The sequence below is a fragment of the Streptomyces rhizosphaerihabitans genome, from assembly GCF_025399795.1.
GTDB classification, from domain to species: domain Bacteria; phylum Actinomycetota; class Actinomycetes; order Streptomycetales; family Streptomycetaceae; genus Streptomyces; species Streptomyces rhizosphaerihabitans.
In genome coordinates this window covers 1-16,245 of record NZ_JAODTZ010000060.1, presented here as the reverse complement: position 1 = coordinate 16,245, position 16,245 = coordinate 1, and the positions used below count along the sequence as shown (strand labels likewise).

Sequence of the window (16,245 nt, the reverse complement as noted above, 5' to 3'; positions counted from 1 at the left end):
CCTGGCCGCCACCCTAGAGGCGGCCACTGGCCCCGCGTTCCGCGACGCGCCGGGTTCCGGGCGGTCGTGGCGCCCGTCACAGACGGGACGACGGCCGCTGTGACGCGGGCGCGGGGTCCGGCTCGACCCGTGCTACAGGGTCGCGTTGACCGCGCTCGTCGCCCCCGCGGCCTTCGCCGCGTCGCGCACAGCTCCGGCGACCGCGCCCGCGACCTTGTCGTTGAAGACGCTGGGGATGATGTAGTTCGGGTTGAGCTCGTCCTCGGTCACCACGCTTGCGAGGGCGGTCGCGGCGGCCAGCATCATCTCCGTGTTGACGGTACGCGACTGGGCGTCCAGGAGGCCACGGAAGACACCCGGGAACACCAGCACATTGTTGATCTGGTTGGGGAAGTCGGAGCGGCCGGTGGCCACAACTGCCGCGGTCTGGCGGGCGACTGCCGGGTCGACCTCGGGGTCGGGGTTCGCGAGCGCGAACACGATGGCGTTCTCGGCCATCGCGGCCACGTCGTCGCCGTCGATCACGTTCGGGGCGGAGACGCCGATGAACACGTCGGCGTCGCGCACCGCTTCCTTCAACGTGCCGGTGAGACCTTCGGGGTTGGTGTTGTCGGCGATCCAGCGCAGCGGCGAGTCCGCGGCAGCGTCGACGAGGTCGGCGCGGTCCGCGTGCACGACGCCGTGGATGTCGGCGACGACGGCGTTCTTCACACCCGCGGCGATCAGCAGCTTGAGGATGGCCGTACCCGCCGCGCCCGCACCCGACATGACGACCCTGATGTCGCCGATCGCCTTGTCGGCGACACGAAGCGCGTTGGTCAGGGCGGCGAGGACGACGATGGCCGTGCCGTGCTGGTCGTCGTGGAAGACGGGGATGTCGAGGGCCTCGCGCAGCCGGGCCTCGATCTCGAAGCAGCGCGGCGCGGAGATGTCCTCCAGGTTGATGCCCGCGAAGCCGGGGGCGATCGCCTTCACGATCTCGACGATCGCGTCGGTGTCCTGGGTGTCCAGGCACAGCGGCCAGGCGTCGATGCCGGCGAAGCGCTTGAAGAGGGCCGCCTTGCCCTCCATCACGGGCAGCGCGGCCATCGGGCCGATGTTGCCGAGGCCCAGCACGGCGGAACCGTCCGTCACGACCGCAACGGAGTTGCGCTTGATGGTGAGGCGGCGGGCGTCCTCGGGGTTCTCGGCGATCGCCATGCACACCCGGGCCACACCCGGGGTGTAGATCATCGAGAGGTCGTCACGGTTGCGGATCGGGTGCTTGGACTGCATCTCGATCTTGCCGCCGAGGTGCATGAGGAACGTACGGTCGGAGACCTTGCCGAGGGTCACGCCCTCGATGTGCCGCAGCTGCTCGACGATCTCCTCGGCGTGCGAGGTGGAGGTCGCCGCGATGGTGACGTCGATCCGGAGCTTCTCGTGGCCGGAGGCGGTCACGTCGAGGCCGGTCACCGAGCCTCCGTGGGACTCCACGGCCGTGGTGAGCTGGGAGACCGCGGTTCCGCTCGCGGGCACCTCCAGCCGGACCGTCATCGAGTAGGAGACGCTGGGCGCCGTTGCCATGGCCGACTTCCTCTGCTTTCACCGTGTGTCACTGCTTTGTGCCGTCCGATCGTCGCACCTACCCCTGAGTACGGGGTAGTCGCCCCTGATTGCGAACGTTTTGTTCACCAGGTTCACGGTTTCGGAAAACGGATTCCACCCTACGAGAGTGGGCCGGGCGACGAAAGAGGCCCACGTCACAGACGAAAGAGGCCCACGTCACGGGTGACGTGGGCCTCTTCGGGTCCTTCGGTGAAGGACGACGTTCAATGACACCGACCCGCCATGCTCGCCTCGCGGCAAGTGGTCGCTCGTAGCGACGAAGGTTGGGCCCGGGGGCTTGGATCGGGCCGGTGTCACGTCAAAGGTAACAAAGGATTCCCGTAAGGCAATTCCCGTCCCGGGAGTTCTTTTCGGCCGGACGGGACCGGGGGGCGGACAGGCCGCCCCCGCCCGGGACCGGGCCGGAGGCGGCCCGTGGGCCGGACGGGGGACGGTGACGGCGTCAGTCCCGCAGGAGGTCCGTCAGTCCCGCAGGAGGTCGGGGACGCCGTTCGGGTCGGGGTCGTCGCGGTCGCTGGAGACGACGGTGAGCTGCTGCGTGGCCCGGGTCAGGGCGACGTACAGGACACGCAGTCCGGCGGGTGACTCGTCCGCGATCTCCGCGGGCGACACGACCACCGTCGCGTCGTACTCCAGCCCCTTGGCCTCCAGGCTTCCCAGGGCCACCACACGGTCCCCGAGCCCGGCGAGCCAGCGGGCGGCCTCCTCGCGCCGGTTCATGGCGACGACGACGCCCACGGTGCCGTCGACCCGGTCGAGGAGATGGGCGGCCTCGGCGCGCACGGTCTGCGCGAGGGAGTCCCGTACGACCGCGAACCGGGGCTCGACGCCCGTGGACCGTACGGCGGACGGCGACTCCGATCCCGGCATGGCGAGGGCGAGCACCTTGGCGGCCAGCTCGGCGATCTCGGCCGGGTTGCGGTAGTTGACGGTGAGGGTGAAGCGGCGCCTGGGCCGGGTACCGAGCGCCTCGTCACGGGCCTCCGCCGCCTCGTCGGGGTCGGACCAGGAGGACTGGGCCGGATCGCCCACGACCGTCCAGGTGGCGTGCCGGCCGCGTCGGCCGACCATCCGCCACTGCATGGGCGTGAGGTCCTGCGCCTCGTCGACGATGACGTGCGCGTACTCGGTCCGCTCCAGCGCCAGCCGCTCGGCGCGTTCGCGCTGCGTCTCCTCGCGGTGGGGCATGAGCTCCTCAAGACCGGTGAGGTGGTCCAGCGGATCCGGATCGCGCCGCTTCCTGGGCCGGGCGGGCGGGCCGACGATCGCCTCGAGCTCGTCGAGCATCGCCACGTCGTGCACGGAGAACCCGTCCCGCTTGAGCGAGCGCGCCACCCGGCGGACCTCGCCGGGGTTGAGGATCCGGCGCGCCCAGCGCCCGAGCCGCCGCTCGTCGGCCATGGCGGCCAGCACCCCGCGCGGGGTCAGCTCCGGCCACCAGGCGTCCAGGAACGCCAGGAAGCTGTCCTCGGAGGTGACGTCCTCGTCGAACGACGACCGCAGCTCGGCCGACAGCTCCGGGTCCGAGTGCCGGGTCCCGGCGCCCGACCGCGCCCACAGCGCGTCGAGCAGCAGCCGGCGGGCACGCGGCCGCAGCAGGTTGACCGGCGCGGTCCCGCTGAGCGCGTTGTGCTTGATCCGGTCCAGCTCGGCGGACTCCAGCTCCAGCCGGCGCCCGAAGGCGACGACCCGCAGCCGGGTGGGGGGAACCGTGGGGGCCTCGTCCGGCTCCCCGAGGGCGAGCTGGCCGGAATTGCCCCGGGCCGCCCCGGCCGGGCTCTCCAGCGCCCCGCGCGCCGCCTTCCGCAGCACCCTCAGCATCCGGTAGGAGCCCTTGGCGCGGGCCACCGCCGGGGAGTCGTACAGCGTGGCGCCCACGCCGTCGACGAGTGAACCGATCGCACGGATCGCGACCTGCCCCTCCTCACCGAGCGAGGGCAGGACGCCCTCGGTGTAGGCGACGAGCAGCGGGGTCGGGGAGACGATCAGGATGCCGCCCGCGTACCGGCGGCGGTCCTGGTAGAGCAGATAGGCGGCCCGGTGCAGGGCCACCGCCGTCTTGCCGGTGCCGGGGCCGCCCTCGACGTAGGTCACGGACGCGGCGGGCGCGCGGATCACCATGTCCTGCTCGGCCTGGATGGACGCGACGATGTCCCGCATGGTGTGGCTGCGGGCCTGCCCGAGCGCGGCCATGAGCGCGCCGTCGCCGATGACGGGGAGCTCGCGGCCGTCGAGGGAGGCCGTCACCTCCGGGCGCATCAGGTCGTCCTCGACACCGAGGACCCTGCGGCCCTTGGAGCGGATGACCCGGCGGCGTACGACCCGGCCGGGGTCGACCGGGGTGGAGCGGTAGAACGGGGCCGCGGCGGGCGCCCGCCAGTCGATCACCAGCGGCGCGTAGTCGGCGTCCAGGACGCCGATACGGCCGATGTGGAGTGTCTCCGCGATGTCGGCCGTGTTGTCCTCGCGGACCGCGCCCTCGGCGGGTTCCACCGCCGTGTAGGCGCCGTCGGCGCCCTTCGTTCCGTCCTTCCCGCGGAGCAGGTCGATCCGTCCGAAGAGGAAGTCCTCGAACTCGTTGTTGAGACGGTTGAGATGGATTCCTGCGCGGAACACCTGGGCATCCCGCTCCGCGAGCGCTCCTGGTGTACCGACGTGACCGCGCTGGGCGGCGTCGTGCATCAGGAACTCGGCCTCGTGGATCTTCTCCTCGAGGCGCCGGTAGACCCGGTCCAGATGTTCCTGTTCGACACTGATCTCACGCTCCCGTACGGAGTCGTCCTTGACGGATTCGTCCGGTACGGAAACGTGGACCGAGCCGAGCGCAGTTTCCTGCTGAGCCTGAGCGGCCACCGGGCCCCCTTCTGACGTGCTGGGCAGCCGTCAACCGTACGCGAAGGGAGGCCCGTGAGGCTACGTGCGCGCCCGGAGTTCGCTCACGCGTTCACCTCGACCAGCCGCTTCCCCTCGAAGGTCATGACCTCGAAGTGATCGATCTGGTTCGGTGTGAAGGCCGCGCCGCCGTGCACGTACAGCGGCTGCTTGGCCTCCGCGTTGTTCGTGTTGGGCAGGCCGTAACCGCGGTCCGGGACTGCCCAGGAGGTCACCGTCTCACGCTCACCGTTCTTGCCGACAGCGATCAGGGAGCACTTCAGCGGGCCCTTGACGTTCTTGAGCTGGAGGACGGCGTGCGTGCCCCAGTCCTTCGGCTCGATGGCGACGACGGCGTTGACCTTGGTCTTCGGGTCCGTCGCCTCCGTCTTGTCCTTCATGACGTCGAAGGCGGCCTTGGCCGGACTGGTCGCGTGCGCCTGCGGCATGTTCGTGCCGGTGTCGCTGCCGCCGTTGACCGCCATGACGGTCAACGGACCGCCGATGATCAGCGCGGCCGCTGCCGCCACCAGGTACATGCCGCGCCGGCGCTTCTGGGTGCGCCGTGCCGAGACCTCGTCGACCAGCCGCTCCGCGAGCCGTGGGCTCGGGCGGGCCGAGAGGGACTCCGCGATGGCCGGACTGCCCTGCGCGGCGGGCAGGTCCGCGAGGGCGGCGAGCATCGGCTCCATCCCGGCGAGCTCGTCGAGCTGCTGGCCGCACCACTCGCAGGAGGCGAGATGCTCCTCGAAGGCCGTCGCCTCCGCGTCGTCGAGAATGCCGAGGGCGTAGGCGCCGACAGTCTCGTGAATGTCCCCGGACCCCTGCTGTCCTCGTGGACCTTGCATGGCTCCCGGACCACCCGTTCCGTAACCCCCGTACGTGTTCATGCCGTCACCCCCCGCTCCTCCAGCGCAAGCTTCATCGACCGCAGGGCGTAGAAGACCCGTGAGCGCACAGTGCCGCTGGGAATGCCGAGCGTTTCGGCCGCCTCATTGACGGTACGCCCTTTGAAGTATGTTTCGACCAGTACTTCCCTGTGAGCAGGGGTCAGGTCGTCCAGCGCGTCCGACAGTGTCATCAGCCACAACGCCTTGTCGATCTCGTCCTCCGCGGGGATGACCTCCAGCGGCGAGGGGTCGACCTCCTGCGGCCGGGCCTGCCGACTGCGGTGGCCGTCGATGACGATGCGTCGGGCGACCGTCACCAGCCAGGGGCGTACCGAACCGGTCGCTCGATTGAGCTGGCCGGCGTTCTTCCAGGCACGGATGAGTGTTTCCTGCACAACGTCCTCGGCGCGCTGCCGGTCTCCGGCGACCAGGCGCAGCACATAGGCCAGCAACGGCCCCGCATGCTCCCGGTACAGCGCACGCATCAGCTCCTCGTCGGGTTCGGTCGACGAAGACTGCTGAGACATGCGATGTCGGGCCCTTGGCCTGTGTTCATCAGCCACGGCTGAATCCTTGCGCACGCCTACCTCCGGTGTCCGGGGGTTCCCCCAGTCGGTCGCTCATCACCGGGTACGTGTGTAGGTACGCGGGTGTTCAAAGTGTTCAGGGTTTTTTCTGTTGAAGATGTGTAGACACCGAAAAGAATGCGTATCGATCACCTCGGGTTACTGGAAGATCACGTACAGGTGTGATCAGGCGCGCGCCAGAGCCGCCCGCCGCCGATGCCGGGCAACTCGCTCCCGATTGCCGCACACTTCGCTGGAACACCACCGGCGGCGCCGGCCCCGCGAGGTGTCGAGATAGACGATCGGGCAGTTGTCACCCTCACACTGTCTCAGACTCGCCCGGGCCGGCGGATCGGTGAGCAGATCGAGGACGTCCCGGGCCACCACGGAGACCAGTTCGGCACAGTTGGGCGGGGTATGCAGCCCGCGGCGCAGCGAGCCGTCGTCGGCGCGGACGGCCCAGGGGGCGGGCGGCGCGGCGAGGGCGACGGCGTTCACGCGGGCGAGCGCGCTGTCCGCGGGCCGCCCGTCCAGCTCGCCGCGCACCAACTGGGCGATATGTCCGCGCAGTTCCTGGAAGCCGAGCAGCCAAGTGGCGTCCACCCCGGTCAGCGGGGTTCCCGCGGGCACCAGCCCGGACGCGACGACCCAGCCGCGCAACCGGTCGGCCGAGTCGAGTCGTTCCTCGGGATGGGTGGTCGCCGTCAGGTCCAGGCAGATCCGCCCGGAGTCGAACCGCAGCTCGTACGAGGCTGTGGCCATGCCCGATGCCATGCGCCTGTCACCGCCTTGGGGTCACCTGCCGTCGTACCCCTACAGTGCATGCCCCGGCGCCCCGCCGGAAGACTCAGCACCGGCCCCGTACCGGATGCGTACCGGCCGGGGGTTCAGGGCGGTGCTGTCGGCATCGCGGCGGACAGCGTGGGGGACGGCCGCGCCATCACCGATCCGGCCGCCGTACGGTCGCGTTCGAGGGCATCCGGGCGGATCGAGGGCGCTCGGGCGATCCGGAACGCCGTACGGGCCCTGCCGCTGACGCTCGCTGCGGCGGCCCTGCTTCGCCCGTGTCCTGCGCCGGCACCTTCGCCCGCACCTGTGCCGGTACTTGTGCCCGCACCTGTGCCGGTCCCGGCAGTCTCAGACGTCGGCGTACTTGGAGTCCGCGGCCGGGTCGAGCGCGAGCCGGTAGCCCCGCTTGACGACCGTCTGGATCAGCTTGGGCTCGCCAAGTGCCGTACGCAACCGGGCCATCGCGGTCTCCACGGCGTGCTCGTCGCGACCGGAGCCCGGCAGCGCGCGCAGCAGTTCGGCCCGCGCCACCACCCAGCCGGGCCGCCGTGCGAGGGCCCGCAGCAGTGACATCCCGGCGGGCGGGACGGGCCGCAGCGACCCGTCCACCAGGACCGCGTGCCCCCGGATCTCCACCCGGTGCCCGGCGATGGGCAATGCCCGTGCCCGGCCAGGCAGTTCCTTGCAGAGCAGTTGTACGAGGGGGCCGAGCCGGAAACGTTCGGGCTGGACGGTGTCGATGCCGTGCGCCTGCAACGGCAGCGCGGTGACCGGGCCGACGCAGGCGGGCAGGACGTCGTGGTGCAGTGCGGCGAGGAGTTCGGGCTGCAGACCCCGGTCCTCGGCCCTGGACAGCAGGGAGGCGGCGGCGGGCGCGCTGGTGAAGGTGAGCGCGTCCAGGCCCCGGGTGAGGGCCGCGTCGAGCAGCCGGTCGACCGGCCCGATGTCCTCCGGCGGCATCCACCGGTACACGGGCACCGGGACGACCTCGGCGCCGGCGACCCGCAGCGACTCCACGAACCCGGGCAGCGGTTCGCCGTGCAGCTGTACGGCGATACGGCGGCCGTCGACGCCTTCTTCGAGCAGCCGGTCGAGCACCTCGGCCATCGACTCGGAGGACGGCGACCACTCCTCGGTCAGCCCCTGGGCCCGGATGGCGCCCTTGACCTTGGGCCCGCGGGCGAGCAGTTCCACGCCCCGCAGCCGGGCCAGCAGTTCCTCGCCGAGGCCCCATCCGTCGGCGGCCTCGACCCAACCGCGGAATCCGATGGCGGTGGTGGCCACCACCACGTCCGGCGCGTTGTCGACCAACTCCTTCGTGGCGATGAGCAGTTCACTGTCGTCGGCGAGCGGCACGATCCGCAGGGCCGGCGCGTGCACGACGGTGGCCCCGCGCCGCTGGAGCAGCGCGCCGAGCTCGTCGGCCCGGCGCGCGGCGGTCACCCCCACGGTGAACCCGGAGAGAGGCCCGTGGTCGGGTCGCTGCTGTTCGTCGTACATGGCTCTCGTCTCGCGCTCGTCGAGTCGTCGTACGGGGTCTGTGCTGTCGTACGTCCGCGGCTGATCCGAGCCTGTCAACGGACCGTGACAGGCTCGGATCAAGGCGATGTCGGGCGTGTTACGTCACACCTCGGCGTAGCTGAGCTGGGACTTCGCCTCTGCGGTGACACTCGCCCGGGTCTCGGAGGCGGCCGGGCGGCGAAGGTATACGGCCCAGGTGACCCCGAAGGCGACCGCGTAGAAGACGAGGAACGTGACGAAGGCGCCGGTGCCGGAGCCCGAGTCGAGGAACGACTGCCGGAAGGCGAGGTTGATGCCGACACCGCCGAGCGCGCCCACCGCGCCGATGAGCCCCATGGCGGCACCGGAGAGCCGGCGCCCGTACCGCGCGGCCTCTTCCCCTTCGAGCCCCTTGTCCACGGCCTTCTTCTGGAAGATTCCGGGGATCATCTTGTACGTCGACCCGTTGCCGAGCCCGCTCAGCACGAAGAGCACCACGAAGACACCGACGAACAGCGGCAGGGACTTCTCGCTGCTGGCGTACACGAGGATCCCGGTCGCGGCGGCCATGCCCACGAAGTTCCACAGGGTGATCCTGGCGCCGCCGTAGCGGTCGGCGAGCCATCCGCCGACGGGCCGGATCAGCGAACCGAGCAGCGGGCCGATGAAGGTGAGGTAGGCGGCCTGGAGCGGCGTACGCCCGAACTCGACCTGAAGCACCTGCCCGAAGGCGAAGGCGTAGCCGATGAACGACCCGAAGGTCCCGATGTACAGGAGCGCCATGATCCAGGTGTGCGCGTCCTTCGCGGCGTCCAGGGCGGCCCCGGTGTCGTTCTTCACGGAGGCGATGTTGTCCATGAAGAGCGCGGAGAGGACGGCGGCCACCACGACGAGCGGGATGTAGATCCCGAGGAGCACCCGCGGTCCGCCGCTCGCCCCGATGATGGCGAGCGCGACCAGCTGGATGACGGGGACACCGATGTTGCCGCCGCCCGCGTTGAGGCCGAGCGCCCAGCCCTTCTTCCGCAGCGGGAAGAAGGCGTTGATGTTGGTCATGCTGGAGGCGAAGTTGCCGCCGCCGATGCCGGCCAGCAGACCCACCACGAGGAACGTGCCGAACGAGGTGCCCGGCTCCATCACCACGAACGCGGCGACGGTCGGCACGAGCAGCAGACTCGCGGACACGATGGTCCAGTTCCGGCCGCCGAAGAGCGCGACGGCGAAGGTGTAGGGCACCCGCACGACCGCGCCGACCAGCGTCACCATCGAGGTGAGCAGGAACTTGTCGGCCGGGGTGAGCCCGTACTCCGGTCCCATGAACAGGACCATCACGGACCACAGGGTCCAGACGGAGAACCCGATGTGCTCGGACAGCACGGAGAAGAGCAGGTTCCGCCGGGCGACCTTCTCCCCCTTCTCCGCCCAGAAGGCCTCGTCCTCCGGATCCCACTCCTCGATCCAGCGACCGCCCCGCGCAGGGGCCGTACTCGTGGCTGGGGCAGTCATCTCGCGCCTCCGTTGGTTCTCCGGGCTTACTGGGCTGCTGTTTCCCGAAGGTAGGAAGGACGCGTTTCCGGCCCTGTGGCTATGAGTGACCGGAAGGGAACGTTGCTCTCACCCGGTCCCGGACCCGGCGGTGAGGACGGGGCGGGACCGGGAGCGACGGGCGGCGCCGGGCGGGACGGGGCGGGGCGGGCGGCACCGGGAGGGACCGGGCAAGGAGGGGGTCCGGGAAGGCGCCGGACAGCGCGTCCGTCAGACGGCCGGGGCGTCCGGGCCGGGACCGGGCGGCGCGACCGTCAGACGGCGGCGTTGTGGTACGAGGTGATGGCCCAGGTCCCGGCGGCGGGATCGCGGACGAGCACCCAGGTCGCACGGCGGAGCCGGTCGGCGGGCACCTCGTCCTCACCGGCCAGGAGAATCCCGGCCTCGCTGATGACGACGGCGGTGCCGGGGAGCGGGAAGCGGATCCGCCGGGGCTCGTCGAGCGGCCGGGAACCCTTCAGCGGTCCGTCGAACGCGGCCGCCATGTAGGCACGGATCTCCTCCCGCCCGTCGTTGAAGACGCCCGGCATCACGACGGTCGCGTCCTCGGTGTAGAGCTCGGCGAAGGCGTCGGCGTCGTAGTCCGCCCAGGCGGAGTAGAGACGTTCGAGGACGGTGCGGATGTCCCGGTCGGCGTCGGTGGAGTTCATGGTGATCCTTCTCCTCGGATTGGTTCAGATCGGTTCGGCGTCTGTACGTACCTCCGCCGACGCCGGAACTCATCGGTGCCGGGACGATGATTTCGGACGGGCCCGGAAGTAGGTACCGGTGAGTGACGGGACTCGAAGGGCTGAGGCCCGAGGAACCGAACCGCCGGCGCCCCGTGCCGCGGAGAAGCCGAGGAGCAGACCATGGAGACGCGTGACGGCGACGACCGAGACGACGACGGCGGTGACGGCGACGGCGACGGCCGTGACGACGAAAGTCGTGATGAGGACGGCCGTGATGACGACGGCCGTGACGGTTTCGAGGAGCGGACTGCCCCCTACCGTCGCGAACTGCTGACCCACTGCTACCGGATGCTCGGTTCGGTGCACGAGGCCGAGGACCTGGTGCAGGAGACGATGCTGCGGGCCTGGATCGCGTACGACCGCTACGACGCCGCCCGCGCGTCCCTGCGCACCTGGCTGTACCGCATCGCCACCAACACGTGTCTGACCGCGCTGCGCGGCCGCGCCCGCAGACCCCTGCCGTCGGGCCTGGTCGGCGCGCTGGAGGATCCGGGGGCGCCGATGACACTGGGGGCGGAGGTGCCGTGGCTGGAACCGTTCCCGGACCGGGGCACGGCCGGGCTCGCCCTCGGTGCCGGGGCCACGGCCGGAGATCCCGCGGGCGTGGTCGTCGCCCGGGGCAGCCTGCGCCTCGCGCTGATCGCCGCGATGCAGCTGCTGCCCCCGCGCCAGCGGGCGGTCCTCATCCTGCGCGACGTGCTGGCCTGGCCGGCGACCGAGGTGGCCGAAGCCCTCGGCACGTCGACCGCCTCCGTGAACAGCGCGCTGCAACGGGCCCGCGCACGGCTCGGCGAGGCCAGCCTGACGGAGGACGAGGTGACGGAACCGCCGGACCATGAGCAGCGCGCGGTGATCGACCGCTATCTGCGCGCCTTCGAGGACGCCGACCTCGACGCCCTGCGCATCCTGCTCACCGAGGACGTCGTCCTGGAGATGCCCCCGGTCCTCAACTGGTACGTCGGCCCCGACGCCTACGTCGCCTTCATCGCCCGCGTCTTCGCGATGCGCGGCACGGACTGGCGCCTGCGGTCCACCTCGGCGAACGGACAGCCCGCACTGGCGGCATACGTCCGCGCCCCGGGCGACGACAAGCACCGCCTCCACACCCTGCAGGTCTTCACAGCGGACCACGGCGCGGTGAGCCACACGGTGGTCTTCCAACTCCCCACGGTTTTCGCGGCATTCGGGCTGCCGGAAGTCTGGGAGAGGTAGCCGCGCCTTACTGCTGCGGAGTCTGGGGGCCACTCGTGTTCGGGTCGGGACAAGGGGGTTGCGGCACGGGACCGGGCTGGTCGGCGTACGGATTTCCGGGGCCGCCCGGGTCGGCAGTGGCAGGGGGCCACTGGCTGTAAGGACCGGGCACCGGGGAGCCGTAGGGACCCGGGGGTTGGGGCTGGGGCTGGGCGGGAGTCTGCCCCGAGGCGTGGGGCCGGGGCTGGGCGTGCCCCTGGGCCGGGGCTTGAACCGGGCCGGCGTACGGGGGCTGCCCGGCGTACTGGGCTTGCGGCGCCTGACCGGGGTACGGGGCTGGGGCCTGGCCGGAGTACGGGACCTGGGCCTGGGGAACCTGACCGGCGTACGGGGCTTGCGGAGCCTGCACGGCGTACGGGGGCTGGGCCTGGGCCTGGGGAACCTGACCGGAGTACGGGGCCGGCATCTGGGCGGCATACGGAGCCGCCTGGCCGGCGTACGGGGCGTAGGGGCCGTAGGGACCGGCCGACTGTCCGCCGTACCCTGCCGTCGGCGGCAGATACCGCACCCGCCCGCCCTCCTCCGTCACAGGCGCGAACCCCGCCGCCCGCAGCAACGCCGCGAACTTGGCGTTCCGCTTGCGTGTGACGACGAGTCCGATACCGAGGACGACCATCAGGACGGCCCACAGGATTCCGGCCACCGTGAAGGCGCCGGAGCCCCCGCCCGCCCGTACCCCGAGGGCGGCGCACCCGACGGTGAGACCGACAGCCGCGTACACCATCCGCTTCTCGGCGTTCTTGCCGGTGAGGTCGAAGTTGATACGGGCCTTGAGGAGTTCCAGCGCGTCAGGGACGACGGGCGGCAACGACACCCCGTCGCCGGCCTTCGGATACTGCGCCCAGTTCTGCGCGGCACGCGCCTGAGCCTGCGGGCCGGGGTCGGGCACGATGAGCATCGTGAGCGCGTTGTTGCGGCCGCTGCCCTGCCGTACGTCCGCGTACTCGTAGCCGAACTGCTGGGCGATGAAGGCGAGTCGGGCCAGCTTCTTCACCGAGGCCATGGGGCTCGTGAGCTGCACCGCCTGCCCCCCGGCCATCAACCGGAACATCTGCCGGATCTGCCGTTTACTCACGCTGTCATCAACTCCTCTTGTCAGCCGCTTCAGGGACAGCGGGCGCAAATGGGTCGTCGAAACTGGCCATCTCCGCAATCTGGCGGAGAATCGCGCGATAGTGCTCGTGATGCGCCACAGCCGTCGTACTCAGCGTGAGGAGCACCAGGGTCCTGCCGTCCGGGTGAGCAAGATGCGCATGGACCTGAAGCAGAGGATTCCGCGGTAGGCCCGATTCCTGGGCAGGGGTGCGCAGCATCTCGCTGAACGTGGCCGGACCACACGGAAGTTCGGCGTACTCGATATTGATGTGCCCATCGACCGCAGCCACGGCACGGCCTACGGTGATCCCGCGTGGGGCCCACACCGTGTCCACCCACGTGACGGTGAGGAGCGACAGGAGCGGCATCTTCCCTGGCCCGCCGGTGTCGTCCCGGTGCAGCCCCAGTGAACAGTGGGAAGCGCCCTCCGAACGGAGCGCTCGAAGCATCTGCTGGGCGGTGGCCAACTGGCCGACGAATGCCTCTTGGAGAGCAGGGTCGGGAGTCGTGCTGAGGACAGATGCCAATGCCTCGGCGGTACTCCTCGCCAAGGGCGAATCCGGAGGTGCGGCGAACGCGTCGAGACGCAGGTCCAGGAAACCCGCCGGAGTGGCAAACCAGACGCCGTCGCCTGGCTCGCGGGCACTGGAGTGAACCGTGAACCGCGGTACAGGAATGGCCATGACGGTCACACTCCTCTACGCGGAAGACTGGCGGGTGCCGTCCAGATACCTGGCCCCAGCACGGCGTGCCCGATCTACGTCGGCACTCTCAGCCCCCGAGACATCAAGCACGCGGCGGCTGTCGAACACCGGTCGTTGATAGAGGACGTGGAGGCGTTTCGGTTCATCGGCTCTGGCGCTGGACGCCGCGACAACCCCCAGGAACCTGGGGTCGCCCGCGAACCACAGGGGCTCGATCTCGGCCTTCAGCGCAGGCTTGGTCTTGACATTGCCTATGCGCTTCAGCCACCAGTGCGCACGCTGATGCCGAATGAAAACCAGCGGCACCTTCCGCTCAAAATGATCGGGATCACGGAATTCAAACCATGCCGCCTCGTCCGTTGCCTCGGGATGCTTGGCGAGGCCGCGAGGAACCCCTTTGAGGATCTGCCAGGGGTATTGCTGCAAAATGCAGCGCATACGCACAGCCCAGGAAAAATAGCCGACTTGAGTGACAGCCCGATAAAGCGAATAGAGAAGGAAGGGTGTGAGAACGAGTACGTATGCCTGAGACGTGAACACCACCATCACGTAAAGGAATACGGGAAATGCCGCCGCCCAGCCAGCCTGCCCGATCGAATTCATCAGCATGTGCTTCTTCCATGCCTTCCGCGTGGGCGGGTGATCCCAAGCAGTGGGGTACTCGACAGGCTTCATGTGCACTGAGCGCTTCCTCATCCGAATAGAACAAGCTGGGGTTACAGCTACGGCCATCACTGGAAGAAACGCCGGATCAGATCCACGGTTTCAGCGCCATCAATCGGCCCCAGGAATGTGCCGTCAATCGCTGTACCGACGTTTGCCACCGTATCGTTGTCCAAAGAGTCCGCCAAGCTCGCAGAAAGCCCGTAACTAGCGGTTGCGAGGCCGGCCCACGGTGCCGCTTCCTCGGCTACCTCTACAGCCTTTGTCAAGCGAGGAGCCTTGGTGACCGCCCATTCCGTGAACGGGTTCTTCAGGTCGGCGAGTTCACGAGCGGCCTCCATCGTCTTGCCTCCGAACGTAGCCAGTTTCTGTCCGAGGGTGAGGACTTCACCTGCTTCTCCGGCCGCGTGCCACGCCGCAAAGCCGCCTTTGCCAACGGCCCCGATTCCCGGCAGAGCTCCGAGCCCATCAGCCGTTACACCGATCAGGTTGCTCCAGAAGTCAGCGTCGAGCTCGCCTTTGGTGAAGCCGTCTTTCAAGGACTCCCAGACCACGGGATCCGTCAAACGTGTGGCAACCGCTCCCGCACTCAACGTGGCCGCGACCATCAACAGCACCGCCGCTGCCGTACCACCCGTGACCACGAACAGCGCGATGATCCCGAGCGCGGCTGCCGTCCAGCTGAGGATGTCCGGCAGGTTGTCTGTGATCCAGTCCAGTGCCTCGTCGAAGAATCCCGGCTCGTGGGGCGCGAGTTTCTTCGTGGCGTCGCGGATCTTGCCGGCCCGGAGGCGAGCCTTGTGCTCGTGCTCCTCCGCGAGCTTCCGCGCCTTGCCTCGGATCTTCTCCAGTTCGTCCTTGGCGTCGTCAATGGCACTGTTCGCATGGGTCAGTTCCTTCTGCGCGGAGTCGTGTCGGGAGCCCGTCTTCTCCAGGTCGGGATCGTCGCCCGCCTTGCTCGCGCGGCCTTGAGCCGAATCCACCGCTGCCTGTGCGTCTTTGGCGTCTTCCTCCAGACGCTTGGCGCGTCTCTGGAATTCACTCAGCTCGCCTTCCCAGCGGTCAAGCTGCCTGGCAGCCTTACCGACCGAGTGTGCCGCGTTCTTCAAATTCAACGGCAGTGGACCGCCGTCAAGTTGTTCCCGGAAGGCGACGGCCGCGTCACCCTTCCAGTAGCTACCCTCCATCAGCTTCGTGACGAGGCCATGAGTCTCTTCGAGAACCTTGGCGCAGGTGGCAAGTTTCTTGTGCAGAGCCCGTACGACCTCCGTGCTGCCCGGCACCGGATTGAATCCCAGATGGGGGTAGTCCGGGTTAGGAATGGCGGGGTCGTACGGCGTGGACTTCATACCCTGGGGGAGGTCGCCGTTACGCCGGGCGGCGGAGTCGGAGGACGGTGTGGCCTCGATCCCCGGGGCGTATGTCACTTCGAACTCTTTCCCCTCGTACTCCTGGACTTCTTCAGCGCTTCCTCCAGCGCCTTGTCCACCTCCCGGTAACTGTCCTTGCTCTGGCCCACGATCTTGGCCAAGTCCTCGGTCTGTTGACCGATCTCCTCAGCCCCGTACTTCCAGTCATCCTGGAAGTACTCGCACGCGGAGTCCAGGTCATCAGTACCGAGGCCGGTGACGTTCGCGTCGCTCAATGCCTTGCGTAGGCCCTTCAGGGAATCGGCCGACTTGTTGAGCATCTTCATGAAGTGCTCGAGCTCATCGCCGTCAACGGCCAGGCGCTCTGCCACGTCCCCACTCCTCGATCGCACACCCGCAGAGACGGAAGATTATCTTCCGATCGGTGGGACCGATCAGCGGGGTGCATGGATTGGCGGCCTGGAAGGGCGGCCCGTCATCACCGGTCTGCCCTCACCTCCGCAGTCAACTGGCCTTACCGGTTCACCGATTGAATCTCTTGCACGACGACGTCCTGGTCCGCCCCGAAGGTGCCGTCCGGCAGGTTCTGTGCGGCCGTTACGCCGGTACCCGTCCAGTGGATCTTCCAGGTGATCGTCGCCCGCAGCTTGTACGAACCGTCA

Annotated in this window: 14 protein-coding genes; 1 reads left to right on the top strand and 13 read right to left on the bottom strand. The window is 69.2% G+C overall.

Translation table 11 applies throughout. The annotated features are described in order from the left end of the window. Positions 1-132 precede the first annotated feature (132 nt). The 8 genes from N4G66_RS38495 to N4G66_RS38460 all read right to left on the bottom strand — a co-directional run bounded on the left by N4G66_RS38495 (position 133) and on the right by N4G66_RS38460 (position 10,419). Positions 133-1,566: an NAD-dependent malic enzyme gene (locus tag N4G66_RS38495; protein ID WP_261708946.1), complete on the bottom strand. Its 1,434-nt coding sequence runs from the start codon at positions 1,564-1,566 to the stop codon at positions 133-135. A 504-nt stretch (positions 1,567-2,070) separates the two neighbouring features. Next, positions 2,071-4,461 (bottom strand): HelD family protein, encoded by a 2,391-nt coding sequence (locus N4G66_RS38490; RefSeq protein WP_261708945.1) that lies wholly within the window; start codon positions 4,459-4,461, stop codon positions 2,071-2,073. A gap of 83 nt (positions 4,462-4,544) precedes the next feature. Beyond that, positions 4,545-5,327, bottom strand: a complete 783-nt coding sequence (locus N4G66_RS38485) for an anti-sigma factor family protein (protein WP_261708944.1) — start codon at positions 5,325-5,327, stop codon at positions 4,545-4,547. Positions 5,328-5,365: 38 nt separating this feature from the next. Continuing rightward, the gene (locus N4G66_RS38480; RefSeq protein WP_037619265.1) at positions 5,366-5,896 is read right to left on the bottom strand and encodes a sigma-70 family RNA polymerase sigma factor; all 531 of its coding nucleotides are present in this window, start codon (positions 5,894-5,896) and stop codon (positions 5,366-5,368) included. A 225-nt stretch (positions 5,897-6,121) separates the two neighbouring features. Next, positions 6,122-6,709: a CGNR zinc finger domain-containing protein gene (locus N4G66_RS38475; RefSeq protein WP_261708943.1), complete on the bottom strand. Its 588-nt coding sequence runs from the start codon at positions 6,707-6,709 to the stop codon at positions 6,122-6,124. A gap of 363 nt (positions 6,710-7,072) precedes the next feature. After that, the gene (locus tag N4G66_RS38470; RefSeq protein WP_261708972.1) at positions 7,073-8,224 is read right to left on the bottom strand and encodes a uroporphyrinogen-III synthase; all 1,152 of its coding nucleotides are present in this window, start codon (positions 8,222-8,224) and stop codon (positions 7,073-7,075) included. Between the two features lie 123 nt (positions 8,225-8,347). After that, positions 8,348-9,730, bottom strand: a complete 1,383-nt coding sequence (locus tag N4G66_RS38465; protein ID WP_261708942.1) for a nitrate/nitrite transporter — start codon at positions 9,728-9,730, stop codon at positions 8,348-8,350. Between the two features lie 293 nt (positions 9,731-10,023). Continuing rightward, entirely contained in the window at positions 10,024-10,419 is a 396-nt protein-coding gene (locus N4G66_RS38460; protein ID WP_261708941.1) for an SgcJ/EcaC family oxidoreductase, read from the bottom strand. A 201-nt stretch (positions 10,420-10,620) separates the two neighbouring features. On the opposite strand from N4G66_RS38460, the gene N4G66_RS38455 reads away from it, so the two are divergent. Continuing rightward, positions 10,621-11,712 (top strand): sigma-70 family RNA polymerase sigma factor, encoded by a 1,092-nt coding sequence (locus N4G66_RS38455; protein WP_261708940.1) that lies wholly within the window; start codon positions 10,621-10,623, stop codon positions 11,710-11,712. Positions 11,713-11,719: 7 nt separating this feature from the next. On the opposite strand, the gene N4G66_RS38450 is transcribed toward N4G66_RS38455, so the two are convergent. The 5 genes from N4G66_RS38450 to N4G66_RS38430 form a co-directional block, all read right to left on the bottom strand. Beyond that, positions 11,720-12,826 (bottom strand): hypothetical protein, encoded by a 1,107-nt coding sequence (locus tag N4G66_RS38450; protein ID WP_261708939.1) that lies wholly within the window; start codon positions 12,824-12,826, stop codon positions 11,720-11,722. Between the two features lie 7 nt (positions 12,827-12,833). Continuing rightward, complete coding sequence (locus N4G66_RS38445) at positions 12,834-13,529, bottom strand: hypothetical protein (protein WP_261708938.1); 696 nt, start codon at positions 13,527-13,529, stop codon at positions 12,834-12,836. A 15-nt stretch (positions 13,530-13,544) separates the two neighbouring features. Continuing rightward, positions 13,545-14,159 carry a hypothetical protein gene (locus N4G66_RS38440; protein ID WP_261708937.1) on the bottom strand — a complete coding sequence of 205 codons (615 nt, stop codon included), beginning with the start codon at positions 14,157-14,159 and terminating at the stop codon, positions 13,545-13,547. 122 nt (positions 14,160-14,281) lie between these two features. Then, positions 14,282-15,562 (bottom strand): protein bicaudal D homolog, encoded by a 1,281-nt coding sequence (locus N4G66_RS38435; protein ID WP_261708936.1) that lies wholly within the window; start codon positions 15,560-15,562, stop codon positions 14,282-14,284. Between the two features lie 74 nt (positions 15,563-15,636). Beyond that, complete coding sequence (locus tag N4G66_RS38430; RefSeq protein WP_261708935.1) at positions 15,637-15,954, bottom strand: type VII secretion target; 318 nt, start codon at positions 15,952-15,954, stop codon at positions 15,637-15,639. Positions 15,955-16,245 lie beyond the last annotated feature (291 nt).

Coding starts and splice junctions, on each gene's coding strand:
- N4G66_RS38445 (WP_261708938.1), bottom strand. CDS start 13,529: ATGGCCATTCCTGTACCGCGGTTCACGGTTCACTCCAGTGCCCGCGAG.
- N4G66_RS38495 (WP_261708946.1), bottom strand. CDS start 1,566: ATGGCAACGGCGCCCAGCGTCTCCTACTCGATGACGGTCCGGCTGGAG.
- N4G66_RS38485 (WP_261708944.1), bottom strand. CDS start 5,327: ATGCAAGGTCCACGAGGACAGCAGGGGTCCGGGGACATTCACGAGACT.
- N4G66_RS38455 (WP_261708940.1), top strand. CDS start 10,621: ATGGAGACGCGTGACGGCGACGACCGAGACGACGACGGCGGTGACGGC.
- N4G66_RS38470 (WP_261708972.1), bottom strand. CDS start 8,224: ATGTACGACGAACAGCAGCGACCCGACCACGGGCCTCTCTCCGGGTTC.
- N4G66_RS38475 (WP_261708943.1), bottom strand. CDS start 6,709: ATGGCATCGGGCATGGCCACAGCCTCGTACGAGCTGCGGTTCGACTCC.
- N4G66_RS38440 (WP_261708937.1), bottom strand. CDS start 14,159: ATGCTGATGAATTCGATCGGGCAGGCTGGCTGGGCGGCGGCATTTCCC.
- N4G66_RS38435 (WP_261708936.1), bottom strand. CDS start 15,562: ATGAAGTCCACGCCGTACGACCCCGCCATTCCTAACCCGGACTACCCC.
- N4G66_RS38465 (WP_261708942.1), bottom strand. CDS start 9,730: ATGACTGCCCCAGCCACGAGTACGGCCCCTGCGCGGGGCGGTCGCTGG.
- N4G66_RS38480 (WP_037619265.1), bottom strand. CDS start 5,896: ATGTCTCAGCAGTCTTCGTCGACCGAACCCGACGAGGAGCTGATGCGT.
- N4G66_RS38460 (WP_261708941.1), bottom strand. CDS start 10,419: ATGAACTCCACCGACGCCGACCGGGACATCCGCACCGTCCTCGAACGT.